Source organism: Winogradskyella sp., from assembly GCF_016744625.1.
Lineage (GTDB): Bacteria > Bacteroidota > Bacteroidia > Flavobacteriales > Flavobacteriaceae > Winogradskyella.
In genome coordinates this window covers 1-25,307 of sequence record NZ_JADGDZ010000015.1, presented here as the reverse complement: position 1 = coordinate 25,307, position 25,307 = coordinate 1, and the positions used below count along the sequence as shown (strand labels likewise).

Genomic DNA, 25,307 nt, shown 5'->3' with positions numbered 1-25,307 from the left:
ATCTAAGAATAATCTTTATCGTACTTTTACACCATGTCAGAAGATTTAAAACGCCTTAACAAATACCTTAGCGAAGCTGGTCATTGCTCACGTCGCGAAGCCGATCGCTTAATCGATGCTGGTCGTGTAACTATTAATGATGTCATACCAGAAATGGGAACCAAAGTTTCACCTGAAGACGTCGTAAAAGTAGATGGTGAAATTATTGGTGGTAGAAAAGACGACTTTGTGTATTTAGCATTTAATAAACCCGTAGGTATAGTTTGCACAACAGATACTCGAGTAGAAAAGGATAACATCATTGATTACATTAATTATCCAAAACGCATTTTCCCTATTGGTCGTTTAGATAAACCAAGTGAAGGCTTAATTTTATTGACAGATGATGGAGATATCGTTAATAAGATTCTAAGAGCTAGCAATAATCACGAAAAAGAATATATAGTAACCGTAGACCAACCGATTTCTCAAACTTTCATTGAGCGTATGTCTGGTGGTATTTATATTGAAGACTTAGGTAAACGCACCAAAAAATGCGAAGTAAGAAAGATAGATAAATTCACTTTTAGTATTATTCTAACACAAGGTTTAAACCGACAAATTCGTCGTATGTGTGAGTATCTAAATTATGAAGTTCAGACATTAAAACGTGTTAGAATAATGAACATAAAGCTTGATATGTCTCTCGGAAAATATCGAGAATTATCTAAAGAAGAGTTTAAAACTTTAAGTGAATTGATAAGCGAATCTAAAAAAACGTTTGAAGCAACTCAACGTACACCAAGAAAAAACAGACGTTAATTAAATCCTAATTAGCAGGTATATTGGGTTAATCCTCTTTAATTTTAGGTAAATCAACTCAATATGAAACCAATATTACCTCTCCTATTTTTGTTCTCTATTCTCGGTTTTTCTCAAAACAACTACTCCATTTCTGACACTAACCCTTTTGGATTACCCAATCCTGAAGCTCCAGAACAAATTAAAGATTATGAAGCCTTAATAGGTAAATGTAATTGTAAATCTGTTTCCAGAAATAAAGATCAAACTTGGGCAGACCCTGTTGATATGACTTGGGAATGGAAATATATAATGAATGGTATGGCTGTACAGGATGAAACCATAAAATCCGATGGAAAACATTCTGGTAGTATCCGCCAATTCATTGCTGACAGCAGTAAATGGTATGTTCACTATTATTCTTCTAATTCTCCATCCACTAAATTATCAACTTGGGAGGGAGGCAAAACAGAAGATGGGAATATTGTTTTATATCGAGACAATAAAGCACCTAACGGAACAGAGGGTTGGTTTAGATTAACCTTTTATGATATTAGTAATTTGGGCTACAAATGGATTGGAGAATGGACTGACAAAACTGAAAAAGTAGTTTACCCAACTTGGAAGATTGATTGCAAAAGAGAAACTAAAAACAATTCAGATATAGATATCATCCATAAAAATATAAAAGCGTTTTCAAAAGCTTATATGAGTAGTGATGCAGAAGCTTTGGTTAACATGTACACAGAAGACGGGAAAATATTTCCGAATAACAGACAAATTATGTCTGGAAAGACAGATTTAAAAAGCTATTGGACTGTTCCTGAAGATGTAAAAATTCTTCATCATAAAGTTACTCCTTCAGAAATACATATTGAAAATGATACTGCATATGACTATGGCTATTACGAAGGCAAAACCTTAACTAAGGATAAAAAAGAAGTATCATGGCAAGGCAAATATATTATTGTATGGAAAAAAATAGATGGAGATTGGAAAATTTATCTAGACATCTGGAATAACGTTGCTAAATAGTTTTAATTATAATTATGTCTCAACTTTCTCCATTTCATTTAGCAATTCCAGTTCATAATATAGACGAGTGTAGAAATTTTTATTCCAACACTTTAAATCTTGAAGAAGGTAGAAGTAGTAACCATTGGGTAGATTATAATTTCTTTGGCCATCAGTTGGTAATTCATTATAAACCGAAAACGGAAGAAGACATACACACTAACCCAGTAGATGGTAAAGATGTACCTGTTCCTCATTTTGGTGTCGTTTTACCTTGGAAAACATTTCAAGATTTTGCTGAGTTATTGAAATCTAAAGGCATCAAATTCATTATTAAACCATACATAAGATTTGAAGGGCAAGTTGGAGAACAAGCCACCATGTTTTTTAAAGATCCTTCTGGTAATGCTTTAGAGTTTAAAGCTTTTAAAGATATGAAGCAATTATTTGCTAAGTGATCTTCTTTCTAAAAGATAAAATGGCAAGTAAATTATTAGAAATAGCGGAATAATAATTAACTGGACAACTAAAATGTAATAAGGCCATTCTCCAAAATAATCTAAAAGTGAAGCTGATTTTGGTTTTTCATTTAAGTAGAAATAATTGGCATCTAAAAAATAGTTTAGTACCATCATAAGCACCACATAAACCTGAAGTGCTAAAAAGGATTTAAAGACACTCTTCCAATTTGGTTTCATCTTAAACACAAAAATGAAATAAAAAATGATGACAAGTATTCCTAAATGCGCTATCCAATATCTAAAATAATCGAAACTTGGAAAACCGTCCGTAATATCCGGAGTAATAACGGCTTGGAGTGTTCCTCCTATAATCCAAAAGATTAAAATCTCAAACATCCAATATTTACGACAATAGGTAAACACAGGAATTATTAAAGCCAAAAGACTGCAGAGATAAAGCGGTAAATCAGTTTTAAAATTATAGTTATCGAAGAACATTCGATATAAATGAAAAACAATAACAGTAATAGACACAAACCATCCTAAATAATGAATAGCTTTCCGCTTATTAAATTCGTTAAAGTTTCTATTAGAATATCGGACTAAGAGAATTGTAAACCCAATAGCAAAAGCAATCGGAAATAAATGTTGAAAACTACCTATCACAACAGCATCTTGAGTGATAATAAGTAGCTTCATATCTCTTAATTTAACTATCTATTATGTTTTCTGTGTTGCTCTCTAGCCAATAAGGTGTTCTTTAACAACATAGCAATAGTCATTGGACCTACACCTCCAGGAACTGGAGTAATATAACTTGCTTTTTTACTAACGTTTTCAAAGTCAACATCACCAGTGATATAATATCCTTTTTCAGAATCGTCTGGTACTCGTGTAATACCTACGTCAATAATTACAACATCATCTTTTACCATCTCTGCTTTTAAAAATCGAGGAATCCCTAATGCAGAAATTATAATATCTGCTTGCGATGTAATCTGAGTAATATTTTTAGTATGACTATGTGTTAAGGTAACTGTTGAGTTTCCTGGAAATCCTTTACGACCCATTAAAATACTCATTGGACGACCGACAATATGTGAGCGTCCGATAATAACAGTATGCTTTCCATCAGTTTCAACTCCATAACGATCTAAAAGCTCTAATATTCCGAATGGTGTAGCAGGAATAAAAGTTGACATATCTAATGCCATTTTACCAAAATTCATAGGATGAAACCCATCTACATCTTTATCTGGATTTACAGCCATTAATACTCTTTGTGTATTAATTTGACGTGGAAGTGGTAACTGAATAATAAATCCGTCAATATCTTCATTATTATTCAACTCTTCAATCTTATCTAACAATTCAATCTCACTTGTGGTATTAGATAAACGAACCATCGTAGATTCAAAACCAATACGCTCACATGCTCTTACTTTACTACCAACATAAGTTAAACTTGCTCCATCAGTACCAACAATTACGGCAGCTAAATGCGGTACTTTTTCGCCATTAGCCTTCATTTGTTTTACCTCTTCAGCAATTTCATTTTTAATGTCATTGCTTACTTTTCTACCATCTAGTATTGTCATATTGTTGGTTGTGTGTCTGGTCGAGCGCAGTCGAGACCTACTTTTATATTCTAATATTATTAAGACCTCTCGACTACGCTCGAGGTGACTTAACATTTAATTTATTAATTATTTCGGCATATTTTTCATGGCCTGCATCATTCGCTTTCCGCCTCCACCTTGCATCATCTTCATCATTTTACTCATCTGAGTAAACTGCTTTAATAATTGATTGACTTCTTGTACTGAAGTACCAGAACCTTTACCAATTCGTTTTTTACGATTTGCATTTATTATTGAAGGATTAGAACGTTCTCCAGGAGTCATAGAATGGATAATAGCTTCAATACCTTTAAAGGCATCATCATCTATATCTACATCTTTCATCATTTTTCCTGCACCAGGTATCATTCCGATTAAATCCTTCATGTTACCCATCTTTTTGATTTGTTGAATCTGTTTTAAGAAATCATCAAATCCAAATTGATTTTTGGCAATCTTCTTTTGAAGTTTTCTTGCTTCTTCTTCATCAAACTGCTCTTGAGCACGCTCAACAAGAGAAACAACATCTCCCATTCCTAAAATACGATCTGCCATACGAGATGGATAGAATACATCGATTGCTTCCATCTTCTCACCTGTACCAATGAACTTAATTGGTTTGTTAACTACAGACTTAATAGAAATTGCAGCTCCACCTCGAGTATCACCATCTAATTTAGTAAGGATAACACCATCAAAGTTTAATATATCATTGAAGGCTTTTGCTGTATTCACAGCATCTTGACCAGTCATAGAATCAACAACAAACAATGTTTCTTGTGGTTGAATTGATTTATGAATGTTTGATATTTCGGTCATCATGGCTTCATCAACAGCTAAACGACCAGCTGTATCAATAATCACCACATTATGTCCATTAGCTTTTGCATGTGCAATACCAGCTTGAGAAATAGCTACTGGATCATTATTACCTCTATCACTAAAAACCTCAACACCTATCTGATCACCAACAACATGTAATTGATCTATTGCAGCTGGACGATACACATCACAAGCTACTAATAAAGGTTTTTTAGTTTTCTTATTTTTTAAATAATTGGCAAGCTTACCAGAAAATGTGGTTTTACCAGAACCTTGTAAACCAGACATTAAAATAATACTTGGTGTACCAGAAAGATTAAGGCCTTCTGCATCACCTCCCATAAGTTCGGTTAATTCGTCTTTAACGATTTTAACCATTAACTGACCTGGCTGTAATGTTGTTAATACATCCTGACCTAAAGCTTTTTCCTTAACTCTATTAGTAAATTCCTTAGCAATTTTAAAGTTAACATCGGCATCTAAAAGCGCACGTCTTACCTCCTTAAGTGTCTCAGCTACATTAACTTCTGTAATGCTACCATGACCTTTTAATACGTGTAACGCTTTATCTAACTTATCACTTAAATTATTAAACATATTTATAGTATTCAGTTTACAGTCTGCAGTATGCAGTCCATATAAATTTAATAAGTTGCAAATTTAGGGATTTATGAGCGATTTATGAATTGGATATTTATAAATATATACCTTAATCTATGAGAATACTACAAATAGAAAAGAGTCGCATTACGGTGGGCGACTCTCTTCATCAACTTAAACTTACTAAAATCACTACCTTTTAGCGGTTCTTACTACTAATCACAGTTTCGTTCTAAAACTAAAATATCATTTTCTCTATGGAGTTCTAATCTATTTTCTTCACATTCTACGACTAACCATTCTCCTGTTATCGCTTGTATATTTGGACCAGCAACGTTTGAAAACTCTATAATCACACCATCACTAGATTCTGCAGTGGACCAACTTGCATCAATCGTTATCTCATCTGTATAGATGACTACAATTTGACTATTGGATTCAAAATCAAAATTGTATTCCATTAAATTATCACTTCCATTATAGCTTACGGCGCTCCAAATGCATTCAGTTAAAAATGAGTCAACATCTTCTTCAGAGCAAGTTTCATTACAATCTGCAACGATTAACTGAATTGGAAACACTTCGAATTCATTATCGACCTCAACTCTTGTATATATGGTTGATGAAACATCAGCTGTGTTATATTCTGCAGGATTTGCAATCACATTTGCACCAGTTTCTGCATCTACTTGTGTTTCGTGATAAGTCACTATATCTGCACTAGGTGTACAATTTGCAAAAGCAATCGTAAGATTAAATATATTTGGCCCATCAGTACCATTGTCACAAATTTCTATTACAGCATCAAAACTTTGGAAACATTCAAAAAGGTTACAATTCTCGACATTTAAGGTTATTGTAAATATGTGCTCCACTACATTACTACTAACATTTAGTACCGCACCATACACTGTAATTGGATTTGCTGTATTTGTATAAGCTTGTGGATTAGAAATTGGGTTCACATTGTTTTGTGCATCATTAAGAGATTCAAAATAATAAATTCCATAAATAGCAATATCTGGACCACATTCTTGGTTTACTTCAGTTAAATCAAATGTTGCAATGTCATCATTGTTTTCACTACAAGCAGTGATTTCGGCATCAATAAAACATTCAAAATAATTACAATCTTCAGTGTTAAGATAAATAGTAAATATTTCGAAATTTCCACTATCAGTTTCAATTCTTAAATAAACTTGAGCCACTAATGTCCCATATGCTTCAGTATTTTCTATAGGGTTTACATCGTTCACCGCATCTGCTTCAGTGGTATGAAATGATGCAATAAAGTTTTGTGTACAGTCAACTAATCCAATAGAACCAGCATTTAAATTATAAACTGGCACATTATTAGGTTGATTACATTCTACAATTTCGAAATCATCGAAGCAGTTGAATAATTCTTGATCGTTATCTATATCACAATTTTGATCTAATGAGATGTAATTATTTCCGCTAACCAGATACAATTCACCTTCCTCACACTCTACAATTTGCCATTGTCCATTTAAAATTTCAAAACCAGACTGGAATGTAAATTCTATAAATATATCTGAGGCTATAGTAACCATTTCCCATGTACCAACCTGAGTTTCTGTACCATTATTATTACTCAGTAAAACTTGTCCATTGGGTGTAAAATACACATACACTACAACGAGAGTATCAATAAGATTGGTTTGTAATTGCCATGCACACTCTACAATATTTGCATTAATTTGTGCTACAGAACATCCTAAATCGCCTTCACAATCTTGTTCTAATTCAATTATAGTATTACCTCTTACAATTGTTAGCTCTCCATCTTCATCACATTCTATAATTATCCATGAACCTTCTAAGTCGTCTTGAAAAGCGGTTAGATTACTTATTACAATTTCTGGTAATCCATCATTACTTATGGATAAGTCCCAATTACCACCAATAGCTGATGTTGCAACTCCTTCTGGAATAAGCAATTCACCATTATCATTAAACATCATTTGGTAGTTATTATAAGCATCTGTTCCATCTGTAAAATCCCAAGGGCATTCTTGTAAAATATCGCTTATATCTGTGATAGAACAATCTAAATCATCTTCACAGTCTTGATCAAAAAAGAGACCAGTTCCATCAACAGTTAGATGTTCAAATTTTAATTCGTCATCATCACATTCTACGACCAACCAAGTACCAAACTCTTGTTCGTAATAATAAAATGATTGAATATTAAGTTCTAATCCATTATCTGTTTCTGTGAGCTCCCAATTTGTATTATGTGGTTCATCAGTTATGCCATCTATAACTAAACTTCCATCTTCATTAAAGTTAAATATATATGGTCCATCTAAATTTTCTAAATCATCATTAGTATATAAAAAGACTTCCCATGGACATTCTACAAGGTTTAGAGCAATTTCTTCTTCATCACAATCATCTTCCTCATCATCGTCGCAATTCTCTTCAGCTGCTTCAATTGCTTCTACCAATTCTTCATTAGAGTTTACTTCGACGGTTTCACCATCAGCATATTCTAAAGTTACTGGGTAATTTAAACTTACTATAATAGCATTTTCATCATCCTCTAAATTTTCCAAGAATTCATAAAGTGCTTCATCATCAGCGATAGTTACAGTATCAATTAAGCTGAATTCTGAATTAAATACTGAAAAGGAAATTGGATAGACAAAATCCACACATTCAATAACATCTTCTTCTTCACATTCATTAATGAAACTTTCGAGCTGATCTTCATTTTCAATAATTAGTTCGGTGTAATCACTAAATATTATAGTAATAGGAAAGACAAAGTCTAAAAAGTCTTCATCATCATTTAGGTCATTAAACAAATCTTCTAATTGTTCTAAATCAGCTTCCGTTTCAATAACTATCGTGATATCACTAACAACAATAGTTACTGGTAATTCTACAGAAAAACAGCTAGATCCATCTAATATATCATCAGCTGCCCCAAAATTGGCAGTTGTAAATCTCATTAAATTAGCTAAATTAGAATTTGGGACAATAGTTTCTTGTTCGTTTGGGTTTTCGACTTCTACAGCCTCATCTTGACAAGATGTAAAACTTAAAAGGGCAAAAAGAAAAAAAACGAGTAGGTAATTAATTTTAACTTTCATAACAGTGCTTATTTAATCCATTTATTATAAAACAGTTAAGTTTTAGTTTCTCCTACCTCATATCTCTAAGTGTTTGGATTTATTTATAAGATTAAAAAAAATATTTATAATTTGTACCACCTATAAAAAACTATGAGCCAATCCTTGCATGATAATATCTGTGAAGCACAATTTTTTGAGCGATTGTATAATAAACACGCAAAGAATCTTCATGATTTTCTTTACTACAAGTTTGGAGAACACCTAAACCCACAAGATAAAGTACAAGAGGCGTTTATTAAACTCTGGCAAAATTGTGGTAAGGTTGCACCAGCTAAAGCCAAAAGTTTTTTATTTACAACAGCTAATAATTTAATGCTAAATGCGGTTGCGCATCAAAAGGTTGTTTTAAAATACAATAAACAACCACAAAAACATTCTACTAATGAGACTCCAGAGTTTGTCCTTCAGGAAAAAGAATATCATCAAAAACTACAAAAGGCTTTATCAAATTTAACCGAAGCTCAGCGTACAGCATTTTTACTTAATAGAATAGAAGGCAAACGGTTTAAAGAAATTGCTGAACTCATAGGCATATCTACAAAAGCCGTAGAAAAACGTATTTATGGCGCTTTAAAGAAATTACGCGAGGAGATTGAAGGAATTTAATGAAGGTAGGAGAAACTAAAACTTAGCTGTTATATAGATGAAATCGTATTATGAAACGAGCATATTGCAAACTTTTTCATTTAAGATAATGATTAATAGCGAACAGCATGTGACCTCTAAAATAATATTGAAAACACATGAATAGAGAAGAACTCATAAAAAAATGGTTAGATAATAACCTAAGCACTGAAGAGCAAAAAGCTTTTGAACTGCTAGAGGATTATAATGACTTAATCCAAATGAATGCTGCTTTAAAAGATTTTAAGGCACCCAATTTCTCTATTAAAAACAACTATGAAATATTAGAACCTCAACTCAAATCTGACAATTCTAAAGCGAATCAATGGCTTAAACCTTTACTTAGAATTGCTGCAATTTTAGCTTTAGGTTTCAGTATTTATTACTACTCAACAACTATAGACACTGAGCTTAACACTGATATAGCTCAACAAATCACTGTTGAATTACCTGATGCTTCTACTGTAGATTTAAATGCTAAATCCATATTAACTTTTAACGAAAAATATTGGAGTGAATATAGAGAAGTTAGGCTTGATGGAGAAGCTTTTTTTAAAGTCGCTAAAGGACAAAAATTCGATGTCATTACTGATGATGGAGTTGTGAGTGTTTTAGGAACACAATTTAATGTAAAACAACGTAAATCTTACTTTGAAGTTACTTGCTACGAAGGCTTGGTTGCTGTAACACACAATAATAAAACGGTTAATTTAAAACCTGGATACACCTTTCAGATTATAGATGGGAAACTACTTGCAAATGAAAAAGAAAACACTGCGCAACCAAGCTGGTTGCGTGGTGAAAGTAGCTTTAATAATGTACCTCTAAAATATGTTATTTCTGAATTTGAAAATCAATATAACTTAAAAATAATTTCAAGCGATATTGATACATCGCGTTTATTCACAGGAAGTTTTACAAACAAAAATTTAGATTTAGCATTGCAGTCTGTTACAATACCTTTAAATTTAAGCTACAGCAAATTAGAAAAATCTATCTTATTAAAGCGTGAATAAACTATTACAAGGTTTAGTTTTCTATTTTTTAATTATTGCCTTTTGTAACCTTACTTTCAGTCAGAATCAAAAGGAAAAACTACCGCTTGCTCAAGTTTTATCCCAATTAGAACAACGTTACGATGTTAAGTTTTCTTTTGAAACGAAAACAGTAGAGAATATAACCGTAGATCCGCTATATCCCGAATTATCCTTAGAACAAGCTTTAAATCATTTAAGATTAATTACAAAACTCAGTTTTGAAGTTTTAAGCGATCGATTTATTGCTGTAATTCCAAAAACAGATTCAGAACTAAATAAAACTATTCAGCGCTTACAAGAGGTCGTCGTTATTAATTATCTTACAAAAGGAATCTCTAAAACCAACAAAGGAACTATTGAAGTAGATGCAAAAGCCTTCAATATATTACCTGGTCTAATAGAACCAGATGTATTACAGATTGTGCAAAGTTTACCAGGAATTACTAGTGTTGATGAGCGCATTTCGAATATAAATGTAAGGGGAGGCACTAATGACCAAAACCTTATTTTATTTGAAGGTATAAGAATGTATCAAACAGGTCATTTTTTTGGTTTAATTTCAGCATTTAATCCATATTTAACTAAAGACATTAGTATTTCAAAGAATGGAACTAGTGCTAAATTTGGTAATGGTGTATCGAGCACTATTTCAATAAAAAATACAGATAATTTAGATCAAAAATTTAATGCAGGTATAGGGGGAAACCTTTTAAGTGTCGATGGCTATGCAAAAATTCCATTGTCTAGTAAAACTGAACTACAATTATCTACAAGACGCTCATTTACAGATATTTTAGCATCTACAACTTACGACGCTTATTTTGATCGTATTTTTAGAGACTCAGAATTAAATGCCTCAAACAACATTAACACACAATTGTCATTAGATGAACGCTTTTTATTCTATGATTTTAATGCAAAATTTTTGTACAATATTGATAAAACCTCAAAACTACGTGTCAATGTACTTAACATCTATAATAATTTAGATTACAATCAAGTATTTATCAATTCTGATAATAATTTTCAAGAAACTCGAAGCGCATTAAATCAAGTTAGTTATGGAGCAAGTAGCACCTATTCTAAGCTATTGAAGAATGGAGTTAATGCTTCAGCTCAAGTCTATTATTCTAACTACGATTTAGATGCAGAAAACAATGATATCACAAATTCACAACGTTTAATTCAAGAAAACAAAGTTGAAGATTACGGCCTTCGCTTTGATTTTTCAAAAACAGTTAGTGATTACACTCAGTTTAATGGAGGTTATCAATTTAATGAAGTTGGTGTTACCAATATTGAAGATGTTACTAATCCCAATTTCACAAGTTTAAATAAGGAAATTATTAGAACACACGCACTATTTGGCGAAATAGAATGGTATTCTCAATCTCGTGAAACTTATATACGAGCAGGCACAAGAATTAGTTATTTCGGAAAATTATCAGAATTTTTAATTGAACCAAGATTTAACATCAATTATAAATTTCTGAATCATTTTAGATTAGAAGTATTAGGTGAATTAAAGAGTCAATCTATTACACAGACTATAGATTTGCAGCAAGATTTTTTTGGTATTGAAAAGCGTCGTTGGCAACTCGCTAATACAAATGATGTCCCTTTAATAACAAGCGAACAAATATCAGTTGGTGTAAGTTACAATCAAAATAACTTATTAGTTTCTGTTGAAGGCTATTACAAAGGAGTAAATAACATCACTGCTCATAGTCAAGGGTTTCAAAATCAATTTCAATTTACTAACGATATTGGCTCATACACGGTTAAAGGCATTGATTTTTTAATCAACAAACGCTTTAATGATTTTAGTACCTGGCTGAGTTATTCTTATAGCAAAAACGATTATCAATTTCAGGATTTAAATAACGGAGAATCTTTCCCAAACACACTTGATTTAAGACATGTTGCCAATGCGTCATTAACTTACAACATAGACAATTTTAAAATCGGACTTGGTATTAATTGGCATTCTGGAAGACCTTACACGAGTCCTTTAGAAGCACAAAACAATAGTAATTCTGTCATAGAATATGAGTCTCCGAACAGCTCTAGATTAAGTGATTATTTAAGAACAGATATATCCGCAATTTATAATTTTAAACTTTCCAAAGATATAAAAGTAGAAGCTGGAGCATCTATTTGGAATATTTTTAATCAAACCAACTTTATCAATCGCTATTACACCTTAGGTTCGGATGATTCTATAATCGAAATTAATAATCGATCTTTAAAACTTACTCCAAATTTAAGTGTTAGAGTAAGTTTCTAAACTATTGTTTAATTTTAAGCTTTCTAAATTTAGTATAGAGATGACAGAACAAAACTTAAATCAACTAAAATTTCCTATTGGAGAATTTGAAAAACCTAAGCAAATTACCTCACAGCATATTGAAAACTGGATAAAGGATATTGAAGCTTTACCAGAATCTATTAAAGCAGTTACAAAAAGCCTCAGCGAGCAAGAACTCAATTTTAAGTACCGACCAGGAGGTTGGACGATCAAGCAGGTTGTACACCATTGTGCAGATAGTCATATAAATAGTATAATACGATTTAAACTGGCACTAACCGAAAATACACCAACCATTAGACCTTATTTTGAAGACCGTTTTGCTAAATTAAGTGATTATTCTGAACCAATCGATGCTCCAATTTCTATTCTTATTGGAGTACATAAAAAACTTGGAGTATTACTAAAAAACCTCAACCAAGACGATTTAAAACGTGAGTTTGTACATCCTGAGCATGGTAAGCATTTTTCTCTAGAAGAAACTATCGGAGTTTATGCATGGCATAGTAATCATCATTTGGCTCATATAAAACAAGCGATACAATTTGAAGGTAAGTTTGATTAAGAGATTAGATTCTGAAACAAGTATAGAATAACAAATCAAGCAAGTTTTTTTTTTAAATATTAGTTATGGCAACTGTTCTTGTAATGCTGAATTTAGTTCAGCATCTAAAAATTGAAAATAATTAAGGTTTTCCGTTTGCTATTTTTTCCTTTTCTTTTTGCTTTTCAATGCTTTTCTTTATTTTATCTATGGCAGACTCAATCGATTTATCTGGCTCAATCAAATTATATTCTCCCCAAAAATCAGGATCCGAAAATCCAGAAATAGCATCAGTAATAATAACTGTTGGCTTCAATCTATCTCTATTTCTAATTTTCCTATTTGTAGTATTAACTTCCCAATCAGTCACAGCCATTTCACTAGATAGCGTATAAACTTTATTAAATAACTCTCTCTTTTTATTCACTTTAAACTTTAAGCTTAAACTAGAATAACTATAATACCACTTACCTCCCCTTGCCTTGTAATCAACTCTATAATTAGCTTCTAATGGATAAACAATTACATCTCTTGGTTTCTTTTTAACCAAGAGATTTTTCATTTTACTCTTATTACTAACATCTAAAGTATAACTAGCACTTACCAATGCCAAAGATTGAACATCTATATACAATATACCATTGTAATTAATGTTTAGTCCATTATTCTTAGGTGAAAAATTTACCACAAAAACATTTCTATTATTTATGGTAGAGGGCTGATTAAACGAAAAATTGTAACTAGCAATCGTTTTATCTGTAAAAATATATTCTGGATATTTCATAACATCCAAATAGATTGTCGAAAAAGGACCTCCTTGAAGCTTTACAGATAAGGTATCTAAACGCTTATAATCTGTACTTTTTCTGGCTTTCCCTAGTTTTATAGCATCGCGTTGTGGAGACGTATGAGGATGCTTTAATATATTTACTACAGCTTCTGTTAATGACACATTTCTACTACGACGCTTAATGGTTTCTCTGTAAAAAGCCGTCATAAATACGGTTTTATTTTGAACGTTTTTATTCTTTTCCCTAAATACTTTTCTTATCAAATTTTCAGCATTCTTGTAGGCAGAAATACTAACTGCAGACAATTGCGTTACCGCTCGATATAGTTTTATGGTGTTATTCTTATCCGATAGCTCTGACAATGGTATCACGCGAGTATTGTAACCTAATGAGGAAACAACGACTTTAGAGTCTAAATACTTACTTGGAACTTTTAACGTGAATTGACCTTCGGAATTCGTTATAACACTAATATTAGTCTCATTAATATTAAGACTTGTTGACTCCAAAGTTTTGTTAGAACGACCATCGACAACTTTTCCACTATACTCAGCGAAATCAGTTTGTGCTATTAAAGACATTGAATAAAATAGTACCAAGAAAAGAAATAAAGCACTGACCTTATGTTTAAATATAAATCGTTTCATCATTACGCATTTAAGATTAAACTATAGTAGAAATAAATACCACTCTTAGTAAAGATAAGGATAAGTGGAAAATTTCTCCTCTAAAATTTAGTTAAAACTCTAGTACTGTAGGAGAAGTAGTGTTAAAACAAAATTACATACGCTCAGGCACCTCGATACCTAAAATGCTGAATGCATTTTTAATGGTTCGACTCACTGATTTAGATAATGCTACTCTGAATCCTTTTTCCTCATCTGTATTGGCACCAAGAATAGATACGTTTTGATAGAATGAATTAAAATCTTTAACCAAGTCGTAGGTATAATTAGCAATTAACGCAGGACTATGTTGCTCTGCTGAACTTTGAATCACTTCAGGAAATAATTCTAATTGCTTGATGAGCTGTTTTTCTTTTTCATGCAAAGACACTTCGACTGCGCTCAGTGTAACATTATCTTTCACTTCGGCTTTTCTTAAAATCGACTGAATTCGAGCATAAGTATATTGAATAAACGGTCCTGTATTACCTTGAAAATCGATAGACTCTTTTGGATCGAACAAAATTCGTTTTTTAGGATCTACTTTTAAGATGTAATATTTTAAAGCACCTAAACCAATGGTTTTATAAAGTGCTTTCTTTTCGTCTTCTGAGTAATCCTCGAGTTTTCCTAGTTCTTTAGAAATCTCTTCTGCAGTATCAGCCATTTCTCGTATTAAATCATCTGCGTCTACGACTGTTCCTTCTCTGCTCTTCATTTTTCCGCTTGGTAAGTCAACCATTCCATAACTTAAATGAAATAAATTCTTTGCCCAATCAAAACCAAGTTTTTTTAAGATTAAGAATAAGACTTTAAAGTGATAGTCTTGTTCGTTACCAACCGTATAAACCATACCTCCAACATCTGGATAATCTTTAATACGTTGTATCGCTGTACCAATATCTTGAGTCATATAAACTGCAGTACCATCACTTCGTAACACGATTTTTTCATCTAAACCATCTTCGGCTAAATCGCACCAAACAGAACCATCTTCTTTCTTAATAAAAACTCCAGTTTTTAAGCCTTCTGTAACGAATTCTTTGCCTAACAAATATGTATCACTTTCGTAATAGTATGTATCAAAATCTACACCTATATTTTTGTATGTCACTTCAAAACCATCATAAACCCATTGGTTCATTTTTTTCCAAAGTGAAACAACCTCTTCATTACCAGCTTCCCATTGTCTTAGCATTTCTTGAGCATCCAACAATATTGGCGCATTCTTTTTAGCTTCCTCTTCTGATTGACCTTGTGCCACCAACTCTGAAATTTCAGCCTTATAAGCTTGATTAAACTTTACATAATAATTCCCAACCAACTTATCACCTTTCAATCCAGTAGATTCTGGTGTTTCACCATTTCCAAAACGCTCCCATGCCAACATACTTTTACAAATGTGAATCCCTCTATCGTTTATGATTTGGGCTTTGTAAACGTTTTTACCAGATGCTTTTAAAATTTCAGAAACGCTATAACCTAAAAGCACATTTCTTACATGTCCTAAATGCAAAGGTTTATTAGTATTTGGCGAAGAATATTCTACCATTACAGCTTTGTCATCTTTTAATTCAGCTAAGCCATAATTTTCTTTGTCTTTTATACCTAGAAAGAAATCTAAATAGTAGCTATCATCAATTTCGATATTTAAAAACCCTTTTACAACATTGTAACCTTTAACCAACTCAACATTATCTAACAAATACTGACCTACTCGCTCACCAATCACTGCAGGATTTCCTTTTACTACACGTAGCATCGGAAAAACAACAACTGTAATATCTCCAGCAAACTCTTTGCGAGTTACTTGGAATTCTACCGATTCTAATTCCGACTGAAACAACGTTTTTATCGCTGCTTTTACATGTAATTCTAAAGTCTCTTGAAGCTTCATATTTTGCTATTGTCTTGGTATTTAAAACGCTTGCAAAGATAGCAGTTTTATTAAGAAATATAGTAACACTAAATCTCTAAATTAGAACCCAATTGAATTCACCTATTTTAAATGAAGTCTTTATGAAATGAACGCAGAAATATGATTAAATTTGAACAAGAACAAAATGAATACTTAATGAAAATCCTTACTTCAACACTTTTACTTCTTGTTTTAATTGTGTCTTGCACAGATTCTGAAAGCAATAATGACACTCAAACCAATGATCCAATATTCTATAAAGGCATGGATTTATCGTTTCAAAGTGAGTTAGAGGATTACAATATAAATTACAAAGACGCTAGTGGTAATTCCGTTGAACTTTTAGATTTTGTAGAATCTAAAGGCACCAATTTAGTTCGGTTAAAACTTTGGCACACTCCTCAAAATGGAGAAAATGGCTTGACTGATGTAAAAGTATATGCACAAAAGGTAAAAGCTAAAAACATGAATTTTCTTCTAGACTTTCATTACAGCAATTATTGGGCAGATCCAAGCACTCAAACACCACCAACAGCTTGGCAAAATATGACTATAAATGAAGTGAAAATTGCTATTTACAACTACACTAAAGAAGTCGTTGAGCAATTAAAAGCTCAGAACACGATGCCAGAAATGATTCAAATTGGTAATGAAACTGATAGTGGCTTCTTATGGGATTACGGCAAGGTCTGGGATGAGTTTAACAACAATTGGATTAATTATGCCGACTTAGTTTCCGAAGCGATACGTGCCGTTAGAGAAGTTGATACTGAAAATGAGGTTCGCATTATGTTACATCATTCAAGCGTAGAGAATGCCATCTATTTTTTTAATGAATTACAGCCTTATAATCTCGATTTTGATATTATTGGGTTATCGTATTATCCGCAATTTCAGATTAAAGATTTAGACTTAATTGCTTCAAAATTGAATGAATTAGCCAATACATTTAGTAAAGATATTTTAATGGTTGAAGTCGCCTACCCTTTCACACTATTATGGAATGACAATCAGAATAATTTTATTGGAAGTATAGATCAAATCATTTCAGAGTTTTCGCCAACTCCACAAGGGCAAAAAGCTTATTTTGAATGGTTAATCACAACCATAAAAAATATACCCAATAACAAAGGCATAGGTTTTTGTTATTGGGCACCAGATTGGGTCGCTTTTAATGGTAATGAAAATACATCTACAAATGGCACTTCTTGGGAGAATCAATGTCTATTCGATTTTAATCTAAAAGCCTTACCTGCTATAGAAATTTTTAACTCTAACTAACTGACAGACAATACACTATGAGAAATGTGCATTTCATCGATAAACTGGTCGTTTTTCTATGATTTGTGCCGTTAATCGATATGTGATTTAAAAAAAAAAAATCATTTGTCATTTCATCTAATTTTTTGGTATTAAATCCTAATAATTAGTGTATTCGAACACATTATGGCATTTTTGGAATGCTATTAATCAATGTCCCAAACATTAATGAGGCTTAATAATCAAACATTAACCAAGTTGTTATTGTTTAGTGTTAACTTACTTTTTACATCCCTCTATAAAAGTTATTCGCACCAAAACAGCGCAATTCGTTTTAACGCAATTCGAAGATGAAACAGTTACTGACATTAGCTGTTTGTCTTACGTCGTTATTTGTTTTTTCGCAAAATGAAAAAATAGATGAACTTACAGTACAACTAACATATCAAAACCAAGATTCTACAAAGGTGGAGATGTCGCTAATGCTTATTAACGAACTTTACGCTATTGAAGATTATAATAAAGCCTTGCTTTATGTCAATCAGACTTCAAAACTTTCAGAAAAATTAAAATATACCAAAGGTCTTGCCGAAAGCAGTTATTATAGAGCTTTAATCTACACGGAACGGAACGATTATTTTAATGCCATAGATAATTATAATAGGTCTAGAAAATACTATCTACAAATTAGTGACACACTCGGAGTCGCTAAAGTGAGTAATAGTATAGGCCTTATTGAAATTAAACGTGGTAACTATGCTGTAGGTCTTAAAAACTCTTTATCAGCTATAGATATTTTCGAAAAGCAAGGGCTTAGAAACGAATTAAGCTCTGCATATAATAATCTAGCTGAAGCTTATTTTAAAACCAATCAAATAGATAAAGCTATAGACTTCAACTTTAAAGCACTAGAAGTTAGAAAACTTATCAATGATAATAAAGGCATAAAAGCATCGACAAAAAATATTGCTGATTTATATTCTATTAGAAAAGAGCATCGTAAAGCAATTGAATATTACGAAAAAGTCTTAGAAATTTTAAATCCTGAAACTGATAAAGATTTACGTGGCGAAATACTTCCAAAACTAGGTAGCGAATATTTACGTTTCAAAGAATTTGATAAAGCTTCTATGTATTTGTCTGAAGGTTTAAAATACAATAGAAAGCAAGGTAATGAAGAAGGTCTTTTAAGAGCACTAAATGCTGTTGGAAATTTAAATCTTCAAAAACGTAAAGTAAAATTAGCTGAATTACAATTGAATGAAGCTTATGCTATCGCTCAAAAAATCGATAACAAAACAGAACTTTTAGAAAATTATAAACTTCATATTGCTTTAGATTCTACACGTGGTTATTTTCAAAATGCGTTCTTCTGGCAAAACAAATATTATGATTTAAAAGAAACTCTTGCAGAGGTAGACCAACCTATATTTCCGATAGAAGTAGATCCTTTAGATATAAATGATCCTACTAATTCTATTGAAGACGATCTTAATAAAGTTGATAATAAAACGAAAGAAAAGTCATCTTGGTTTAATAATCCTCTTGTTCTATACGGAACCATTGCAGCTTTGGTTATTTTACTAACACTTCTTTTATTTAACTGGTTAAAAACGAAGACATATAAAGACACTATACTAGAGCAAAACGATAAATTAGCTCAAGAGCAAGAACGCAATGAAGCCATTTTAGAGCAAACTCATCATCTAGAAGAAGTTAATCAGGTAAAAGACAAACTCTTCTCAATTGTATCTCACGATTTAAAAGATTCAATTTCTTCAATAAAGGCATTTTTAGATTTACTAAAAGAAGACAGTATATCTAGAGATGAATTTAATGACTTAATTCCTGAATTAAGTGAAAATGCCAATAATGCATCATCACTTTTATTCAATTTATTAAACTGGTCTAAATCTCAAATGCAGAATTTAGAACCTAAACCAGAGTTGTTTAACATGCAAGAGATATTTCATAATAAAATGGCGCTTGTAGAACAGAAAGTTGAAGATAAACGCATTGTACTTATTGATGAGTCGCAACGCGATTTTGTGTATGCAGATAAAAGTATGCTAGAGATTGTGATTCAGAATTTAATAACAAATGCCGTTAAGTTTAGTAGAACTGGTGATGTTATTACTGTTTCTAATCAAGACGTTAATGGTAAAGCTTTAATTTGTGTTGAAGATACAGGTGTTGGTATCTCTAGAGAAAACATTGATAAACTTTTCAATGCTAATAAAAACTTCACAACGGTTGGAACTAAAAATGAAAAAGGAACTGGTTTAGGATTAACAATTGCTAAAGACCTAGTAGAATTAAATAATGGTAGAATTTGGGTAGAAAGCACTCAAAATGTTGGTAGTAAATTCTTTATCGAACTCCCGAAAGCTGCACCTCAAGCCTAATTTATTTTATCTATATTTATCATCTAAATATAGATACATGAAACGTTTTCTTCCTTTTGTAATACTACTCACACTTTTTTATAATTGCAAAAACGACAATACTAAACCTGAAGTTAAAGAAGATACAGAACTCAAAGAACTTTTTGCTTTAATGCAAGGTTCTTTTAATTCTGAAGTACAAGCACAAATTGATTCCTCTTATTACAATATTTCTTTACATATGTATCCTATTTGGGAAAGCAAAGGAAATTTCCTCTATGTAGAACAAGCTTTAAACAGCATGCAAAACAAGCCTTATCGTCAACGTATTTATGAAGTAACAAGAAACTCAGATAGTACTTTTAGTTCTGCCATATATAAGTTAGACGTAGATTCCCTATGGATAGGGAAATGGAAAAATCTAAAAGCTTTCGATTCTATCTCTTTAAAAGACATCGCTCTAAAAGAAGGCTGTGAAGTTATTCTTAGTCGAGTTGCACCAAATCAATTTATAGGTAAAACAGGTGAAACCTCTTGTGTAAGTACTATGCGTGGAGCTTCTTATACTCAAAGTGAAGTTGAAATCTTAGAAGATAAAATTATTTCTTGGGATCGTGGTTTTGATGCTAATAGTGAGCATGTTTGGGGCGCAGAAAAAGGTGGTTATATATTTAATAAACTGGATTAAAAAGAACCTAGAAGCAACCTCTTCACAACTCAACGACTGAACGATTATAATTATACCTTTGGTAAAAATACCTCAGCCATCATACAGCGAGCACTTCCGCCACCACAAGTTTCTATAGTCTCTAAAGAACTCGAAAGAATAGGACAGTGTTTTTCAATACTTTTTATCTGACTCGGAGTTAAGCTCTTATGAGCAGCTTCACTCATCACTAAATAACGTTGGTTATTATCCCCTCTCAATTGCAGCATATTACCAGCAAATTGATGCATCTGTACTTCTGTAATAGAAACAATTTCTTTACCATCTTGTTTTAAATGCTTAACTACATTTTTACGCTCTTTCTTATCATCAATAGTGTCTAAACAAATCACTGCAAAGTTTTCAGCTAAACACATCATCACATTGGTATGGTATATGGCTAAACGTTTTCCGCCAACAGTTTGATTTGCCGTGAAAATAATTGGAGTGTATTCAAAATCTTCACAGAATTCTATAAACAATTCTTCGTCTGCTCGAGGTGACAATGCACAATATGCTTTTCTATTAACACGATCTAGCAATACACTGCCTGTCCCTTCTAAAAAAACACCTTCGTGCTCTGCAGATGTGTAATCAACTATGTTTTCTATTCTAAAACCCTCTTCTTCCAATCGGATAAACACCTCATCTCTACGTTCACGTCTTCTGTTCTCAGCGAACATTGGATATTTAGCGATATCCCCATTACCATGAAAACTTACCCAGTTATTAGGAAAAATAGAATCTGGTGTATCCAAACGCTCATCATCATTTTCTACTATAACGTTAATACCAACAGCTCTTAGCTTTTCAACAAATACATCAAATTCTTCTTGTGCTTTTGCATTAATTTCAGCATTCTTTAAATTTAAATCTTCCTGAAAATAATTATTGACAGCAGTTTGCTCATTCATCCTAAAGTTTACAGGACGAATCATTAAAATAGTATTTGTAGTTTGTTGCATTTAAATAAATTTGAAAGTGATGCAAAATTAGTCATTTTCTAATATTGCTAATCAACTTGCCCGAAATTTATTTCTTTAAATTGATTAAGTTTGACTATCAATTAAATGCTGTCTATCCAATATTCTCGACTACGCTCGAATTGACAGACTCAAATTAATTTACTGTCATGTCGAGCGTAGTCGAGATACTTAAAAAAACAAGTATGAAAAAACTCTTAATACTTTTCTTAATCATCACATCTTGTTCCGATAAAACAGATGAAAAAAATAAAATAAAACCTGACACAGATTTCACAACAACTTTCGAAAAAAGTAAAGGTCTCGAAACTGCAACTTACGATGAAACAATTCAATATTACACAAACTTAGCAGATAATTATTCTGAAATTTCAATACAAGAAATAGGAGAAACCGATTCAGGGAAGCCTTTGCATATCGTAACTTTAAATATGAATAGCTCTGAAGATGATTTTGAAGCCATTAGAAAAGACAATAGAATTCTATTAATAAATAATGGAATTCATCCTGGTGAGTCTGATGGAATAGATGCCACAATGCTATTGTATAGAGATATAGTTCAAGGTAAAATAGACTCTCCTAAACAGACTGTTTTAGTAACTATTCCTATCTATAATGTTGGTGGAAGTTTAAATAGAAATACCGGAACACGCACCAATCAAAATGGACCGAAAGAGTATGGCTTTAGAGGCAATGCACGTAACTATGATTTAAATAGAGATTTTATAAAATCGGACACTAAAAATGCTAGAACTTTTGCTAAACTATTTCATTTAGTACAACCCGATATTTTTATAGATAATCATGTAAGTAATGGAGCCGATTATCAATATACATTGACACACTTATTTACGCAACATAATAAACTAGGAGGCAAACTAGGCAACTATGTAAACTCAGAAATGATGCCTTTGCTAGAACAAAAACTAGAAGCAAAATCTTGGGACATTACACCTTATGTCAATGTGTTTAATCGCACACCAGAATCAGGTTTCTCACAATTCTTGGATTCACCACGCTATTCTACAGGCTACACAACCTTATTTAATACATTAGGTATGATGGTAGAAACACACATGCTAAAACCATACAAGCAACGTGTAGAAAGTACATACGAATTAATGAAAAGTATGATTGAAATCACAGAAGAACAAGGTCATAGAATTACGGAACTTAGAAAAGAACAAGCCAAAACATGGTCAACAGGAAAAACCTATCCATTAACTTGGACTATTGACACTACACAGTCATCAATACTTAAATTTAAAGGCTACGAAGGAGAGATGATTCCGAGTGAATTGACAGGTAAACAACGTTTAAAATATAATAGATCTAAACCATTTACAAAAGAGATCACTTATCAAAACTACTTTACACCAACTATGGAAGTCATAATACCAAAAGCTTATGTGATTCCGCAAGGTTGGCATAATGTAATGGATTTATTAAAGTTAAACAATGTGAAATTTACTCAAATTGAAAACGATACTACTCTAATTGTTGAATCTTATAAAATTGATGATTACCAAACTCGTAAATCTGCATACGAAGGTCATTATCCACATTATAATACCAAAATAAAAAACACAGAAGAAAAGTTAGTCTTTAAACAAGGTGATTACATCATTAAAACGAACCAAAGAGCAATACGCTACTTAATAGAAACTTTAGAACCAACTGCACCAGATTCATTTTTTAACTGGAATTTCTTCGATACTATTCTACAACAAAAAGAAGGCTTTTCTCCTTATGTTTGGGAAGACAAAGCACAACAACTTTTAAAAGAGAATCCAAAATTGCAAATTGAATACAATATAAAAATTAGCTATGATGAAGACTTTGCAAATAATTGGTATGCACAATTAGACTGGATACATAAGCAGAGTAAGAACTATGAAAAAGCACATTTGCAGTATCCTGTTTATCGTATAAACTAATTAGTCATGGAAGGAATTGGTATTGCTAGTTTATTAATAATTATTGTAAATCTTATTGTGTCTTACAAAGGGTTTAATAATAGTTTGTTCTTTGAAGATTATAAATTTAATGTTGACAAAATTTTAATCCATAAAGAATATCTAAGGTTAGTATCTTCAGGCTTTCTACATGCAGATTGGATGCACTTAATATTCAATATAGTCAGCTTGTTTCTATTTAGTGCTTTAATAGAAAATGAAATTGGGCCTTTATATTTCTTAATTATATATTTTATAAGCCTAATTGGAGGAAATCTGTTTGCCTTGTACATTCATAGAAATCATGGGAATTATAGTGCTATTGGTGCATCTGGAGCAGTTTCAGGAATTATATTTACTAGTATTGCACTTTATCCTGGACTTGGCATCGGCTCTATCATATCTCCCTTTACTTTTCCAAGTTGGATTTATGGAATTCTGTTTGTGGCATATTCAATTTATGGTATAAAAACTAAACGTGATAATATTGGTCATGAAGCGCATTTAGGAGGAGCAATAATTGGTTTAATAACAGCATTGTTAATTCAGCCAAGTGCAATATCAAAAAACTATATTACCATCCTTTTAGTTTTAATACCAACATTGGTTTTTATCTACTTAATATTTACAAAACCACATATTTTAATGACTAACAGTATTGGTTTAAAAAAGAAGAATCCACCTCTAAGTTTTGAACATAAATACAATACTCAAAAAGCAAATAAACAGAAAGAACTTGATAAACTTTTAGATAAAATAAATAAAAAAGGTATTGATAAATTATCAAAGAAAGAAAAACAACGGCTTAAGGAATTATCAAAATAAGGTCTAAACCAAAATCCTAATATTAGCATAACTATTCTCTAAAGCTTTTATAGATGCTTTATCATCTAACCATTCTACTTTGGTAATACCTTCATCTTCTTGCGGAAAGAGTTTACCATCAAAATTGGTTTTCATTTCAAACCAATAGGTGACTTTAATTTTATGTTTTCCGTTGCGTTTAAAAATATGATATGTGGTTGGTAATGGTTTTACAATTTTCAACCTTTCAACACCTGTTTCCTCTTCTACTTCTCTTATAGATGTTTCTTCAATAGATTCTTTACCTTCAGTTTTTCCTTTTGGCAAATCCCACTTATCATTTCTATAAATAAAAAGAATTTCATTATTAGCATTGTATGCCTTTCCGCCACCAGCGACGACATTTGGTAGTAGTCTTAAAAAGTGCTTTAATAATTTATTAGGATTTTTCCCAACTAAATGCACAGCTTTTAAATCTGTATTATTTAGTGTCTTTATTATTTTACCAATATTAACAGACTTTAAAAGATACGATTTAAAATCAGTCTCTTTTTCTACTTTGGTGGTTAATATTATAGGTTTATTACCTACAAAAATGGTGTACATGGTTAAGGTTAATTATTGCTTTGGTCTTGTAAATTTATTATTTTTTATGACATATACTCAAAGTAAATAGGTTTTGGGGAATTTAGAGGCAGTATTTTTTTTCTTTGTTAAGGCAAAATATTAAAGCATAGCCTTAGTTAAGGTTTTAGATTTTAACGAAAAGAAAGAGAAAAAGAACAACTGTAAAAACCAAAGACCTATTTATTTTGAGTATTACATTTAAAATAAAAATTAATTTAATTTTAAATTTTAAAGCCTACAAAAT

The 25,307-nt window shown here is 31.7% G+C and carries 20 protein-coding genes; 12 read left to right on the top strand and 8 right to left on the bottom strand.

The genetic code is table 11. The features are described 5' to 3' along the window. Positions 1–33 precede the first annotated feature (33 nt). The 3 genes from QZZ53_RS05370 to QZZ53_RS05360 all read left to right on the top strand — a co-directional run bounded on the left by QZZ53_RS05370 (position 34) and on the right by QZZ53_RS05360 (position 2,252). Positions 34–801 (top strand): pseudouridine synthase, encoded by a 768-nt coding sequence (locus QZZ53_RS05370; protein ID WP_296382305.1) that lies wholly within the window; start codon positions 34–36, stop codon positions 799–801. Between the two features lie 63 nt (positions 802–864). Next, positions 865–1,815, top strand: coding sequence for a DUF4440 domain-containing protein (locus tag QZZ53_RS05365; protein ID WP_296382303.1), 951 nt, complete (start codon positions 865–867; stop codon positions 1,813–1,815). A gap of 14 nt (positions 1,816–1,829) precedes the next feature. Next, complete coding sequence (locus tag QZZ53_RS05360) at positions 1,830–2,252, top strand: VOC family protein (protein WP_296382301.1); 423 nt, start codon at positions 1,830–1,832, stop codon at positions 2,250–2,252. On the opposite strand, the gene QZZ53_RS05355 is transcribed toward QZZ53_RS05360, so the two are convergent. The 4 genes from QZZ53_RS05355 to QZZ53_RS05340 form a co-directional block, all read right to left on the bottom strand. Then, the gene (locus QZZ53_RS05355) at positions 2,238–2,954 is read right to left on the bottom strand and encodes a TIGR02206 family membrane protein (RefSeq protein WP_296382298.1); all 717 of its coding nucleotides are present in this window, start codon (positions 2,952–2,954) and stop codon (positions 2,238–2,240) included. The genes QZZ53_RS05360 and QZZ53_RS05355 overlap by 15 nt on opposite strands. A gap of 14 nt (positions 2,955–2,968) precedes the next feature. Then, on the bottom strand, positions 2,969–3,853 hold the full coding sequence (locus tag QZZ53_RS05350) for a tetrahydrofolate dehydrogenase/cyclohydrolase catalytic domain-containing protein (RefSeq protein WP_296382297.1): 885 nt from the start codon (positions 3,851–3,853) through the stop codon (positions 2,969–2,971). Positions 3,854–3,961: 108 nt separating this feature from the next. Then, a complete protein-coding gene (gene ffh, locus QZZ53_RS05345) occupies positions 3,962–5,293 on the bottom strand; it encodes a signal recognition particle protein (protein WP_296382295.1) in 1,332 nt (443 codons plus the stop codon). A gap of 218 nt (positions 5,294–5,511) precedes the next feature. Beyond that, positions 5,512–8,415, bottom strand: a complete 2,904-nt coding sequence (locus QZZ53_RS05340) for a hypothetical protein (protein WP_296382293.1) — start codon at positions 8,413–8,415, stop codon at positions 5,512–5,514. 132 nt (positions 8,416–8,547) lie between these two features. Here QZZ53_RS05340 and QZZ53_RS05335 point away from each other — a divergent pair, with 132 nt between their 5' ends. The 4 genes from QZZ53_RS05335 to QZZ53_RS05320 all read left to right on the top strand — a co-directional run bounded on the left by QZZ53_RS05335 (position 8,548) and on the right by QZZ53_RS05320 (position 12,991). Continuing rightward, a complete protein-coding gene (locus QZZ53_RS05335; RefSeq protein ID WP_296382291.1) occupies positions 8,548–9,063 on the top strand; it encodes an RNA polymerase sigma factor in 516 nt (171 codons plus the stop codon). Positions 9,064–9,200: 137 nt separating this feature from the next. Beyond that, on the top strand, positions 9,201–10,097 hold the full coding sequence (locus tag QZZ53_RS05330) for a FecR domain-containing protein (protein ID WP_296382289.1): 897 nt from the start codon (positions 9,201–9,203) through the stop codon (positions 10,095–10,097). Continuing rightward, positions 10,090–12,405, top strand: a complete 2,316-nt coding sequence (locus QZZ53_RS05325) for a TonB-dependent receptor (protein ID WP_296382286.1) — start codon at positions 10,090–10,092, stop codon at positions 12,403–12,405. Before QZZ53_RS05330 ends, QZZ53_RS05325 begins: the two co-directional genes overlap by 8 nt. A 40-nt stretch (positions 12,406–12,445) precedes the next feature. Continuing rightward, the gene (locus tag QZZ53_RS05320) at positions 12,446–12,991 is read left to right on the top strand and encodes a YfiT family bacillithiol transferase (RefSeq protein ID WP_296382284.1); all 546 of its coding nucleotides are present in this window, start codon (positions 12,446–12,448) and stop codon (positions 12,989–12,991) included. A gap of 121 nt (positions 12,992–13,112) precedes the next feature. On the opposite strand, the gene QZZ53_RS05315 is transcribed toward QZZ53_RS05320, so the two are convergent. Both QZZ53_RS05315 and argS read right to left on the bottom strand, forming a co-directional pair. Further along, on the bottom strand, positions 13,113–14,342 hold the full coding sequence (locus tag QZZ53_RS05315; RefSeq protein WP_296382282.1) for a carboxypeptidase-like regulatory domain-containing protein: 1,230 nt from the start codon (positions 14,340–14,342) through the stop codon (positions 13,113–13,115). 199 nt (positions 14,343–14,541) lie between these two features. Next, positions 14,542–16,323, bottom strand: a complete 1,782-nt coding sequence (gene argS, locus QZZ53_RS05310; RefSeq protein WP_296382280.1) for an arginine--tRNA ligase — start codon at positions 16,321–16,323, stop codon at positions 14,542–14,544. Positions 16,324–16,464: 141 nt separating this feature from the next. Between argS and QZZ53_RS05305 the strand changes: the two genes are divergently transcribed. The 3 genes from QZZ53_RS05305 to QZZ53_RS05295 all read left to right on the top strand — a co-directional run bounded on the left by QZZ53_RS05305 (position 16,465) and on the right by QZZ53_RS05295 (position 20,676). Next, entirely contained in the window at positions 16,465–17,625 is a 1,161-nt protein-coding gene (locus QZZ53_RS05305; protein ID WP_296382278.1) for a glycosyl hydrolase 53 family protein, read from the top strand. Positions 17,626–17,954: 329 nt separating this feature from the next. After that, positions 17,955–20,009, top strand: coding sequence for a tetratricopeptide repeat-containing sensor histidine kinase (locus tag QZZ53_RS05300; RefSeq protein WP_296382276.1), 2,055 nt, complete (start codon positions 17,955–17,957; stop codon positions 20,007–20,009). A gap of 37 nt (positions 20,010–20,046) precedes the next feature. Beyond that, the gene (locus QZZ53_RS05295; protein ID WP_296382274.1) at positions 20,047–20,676 is read left to right on the top strand and encodes a chromophore lyase CpcT/CpeT; all 630 of its coding nucleotides are present in this window, start codon (positions 20,047–20,049) and stop codon (positions 20,674–20,676) included. A gap of 50 nt (positions 20,677–20,726) precedes the next feature. Here QZZ53_RS05295 and ctlX read toward each other — a convergent pair whose 3' ends face one another. Beyond that, complete coding sequence (gene ctlX, locus QZZ53_RS05290) at positions 20,727–21,659, bottom strand: citrulline utilization hydrolase CtlX (protein ID WP_296382272.1); 933 nt, start codon at positions 21,657–21,659, stop codon at positions 20,727–20,729. Positions 21,660–21,862: 203 nt separating this feature from the next. Here ctlX and QZZ53_RS05285 point away from each other — a divergent pair, with 203 nt between their 5' ends. Both QZZ53_RS05285 and QZZ53_RS05280 read left to right on the top strand, forming a co-directional pair. Beyond that, complete coding sequence (locus QZZ53_RS05285; protein WP_296382271.1) at positions 21,863–23,614, top strand: M14 family metallopeptidase; 1,752 nt, start codon at positions 21,863–21,865, stop codon at positions 23,612–23,614. Between the two features lie 6 nt (positions 23,615–23,620). Further along, on the top strand, positions 23,621–24,457 hold the full coding sequence (locus QZZ53_RS05280) for a rhomboid family intramembrane serine protease (protein ID WP_296382269.1): 837 nt from the start codon (positions 23,621–23,623) through the stop codon (positions 24,455–24,457). Between the two features lie 3 nt (positions 24,458–24,460). On the opposite strand, the gene QZZ53_RS05275 is transcribed toward QZZ53_RS05280, so the two are convergent. Beyond that, positions 24,461–25,042 (bottom strand): NUDIX domain-containing protein, encoded by a 582-nt coding sequence (locus QZZ53_RS05275; RefSeq protein ID WP_296382267.1) that lies wholly within the window; start codon positions 25,040–25,042, stop codon positions 24,461–24,463. Positions 25,043–25,307: the final 265 nt, after the last annotated feature.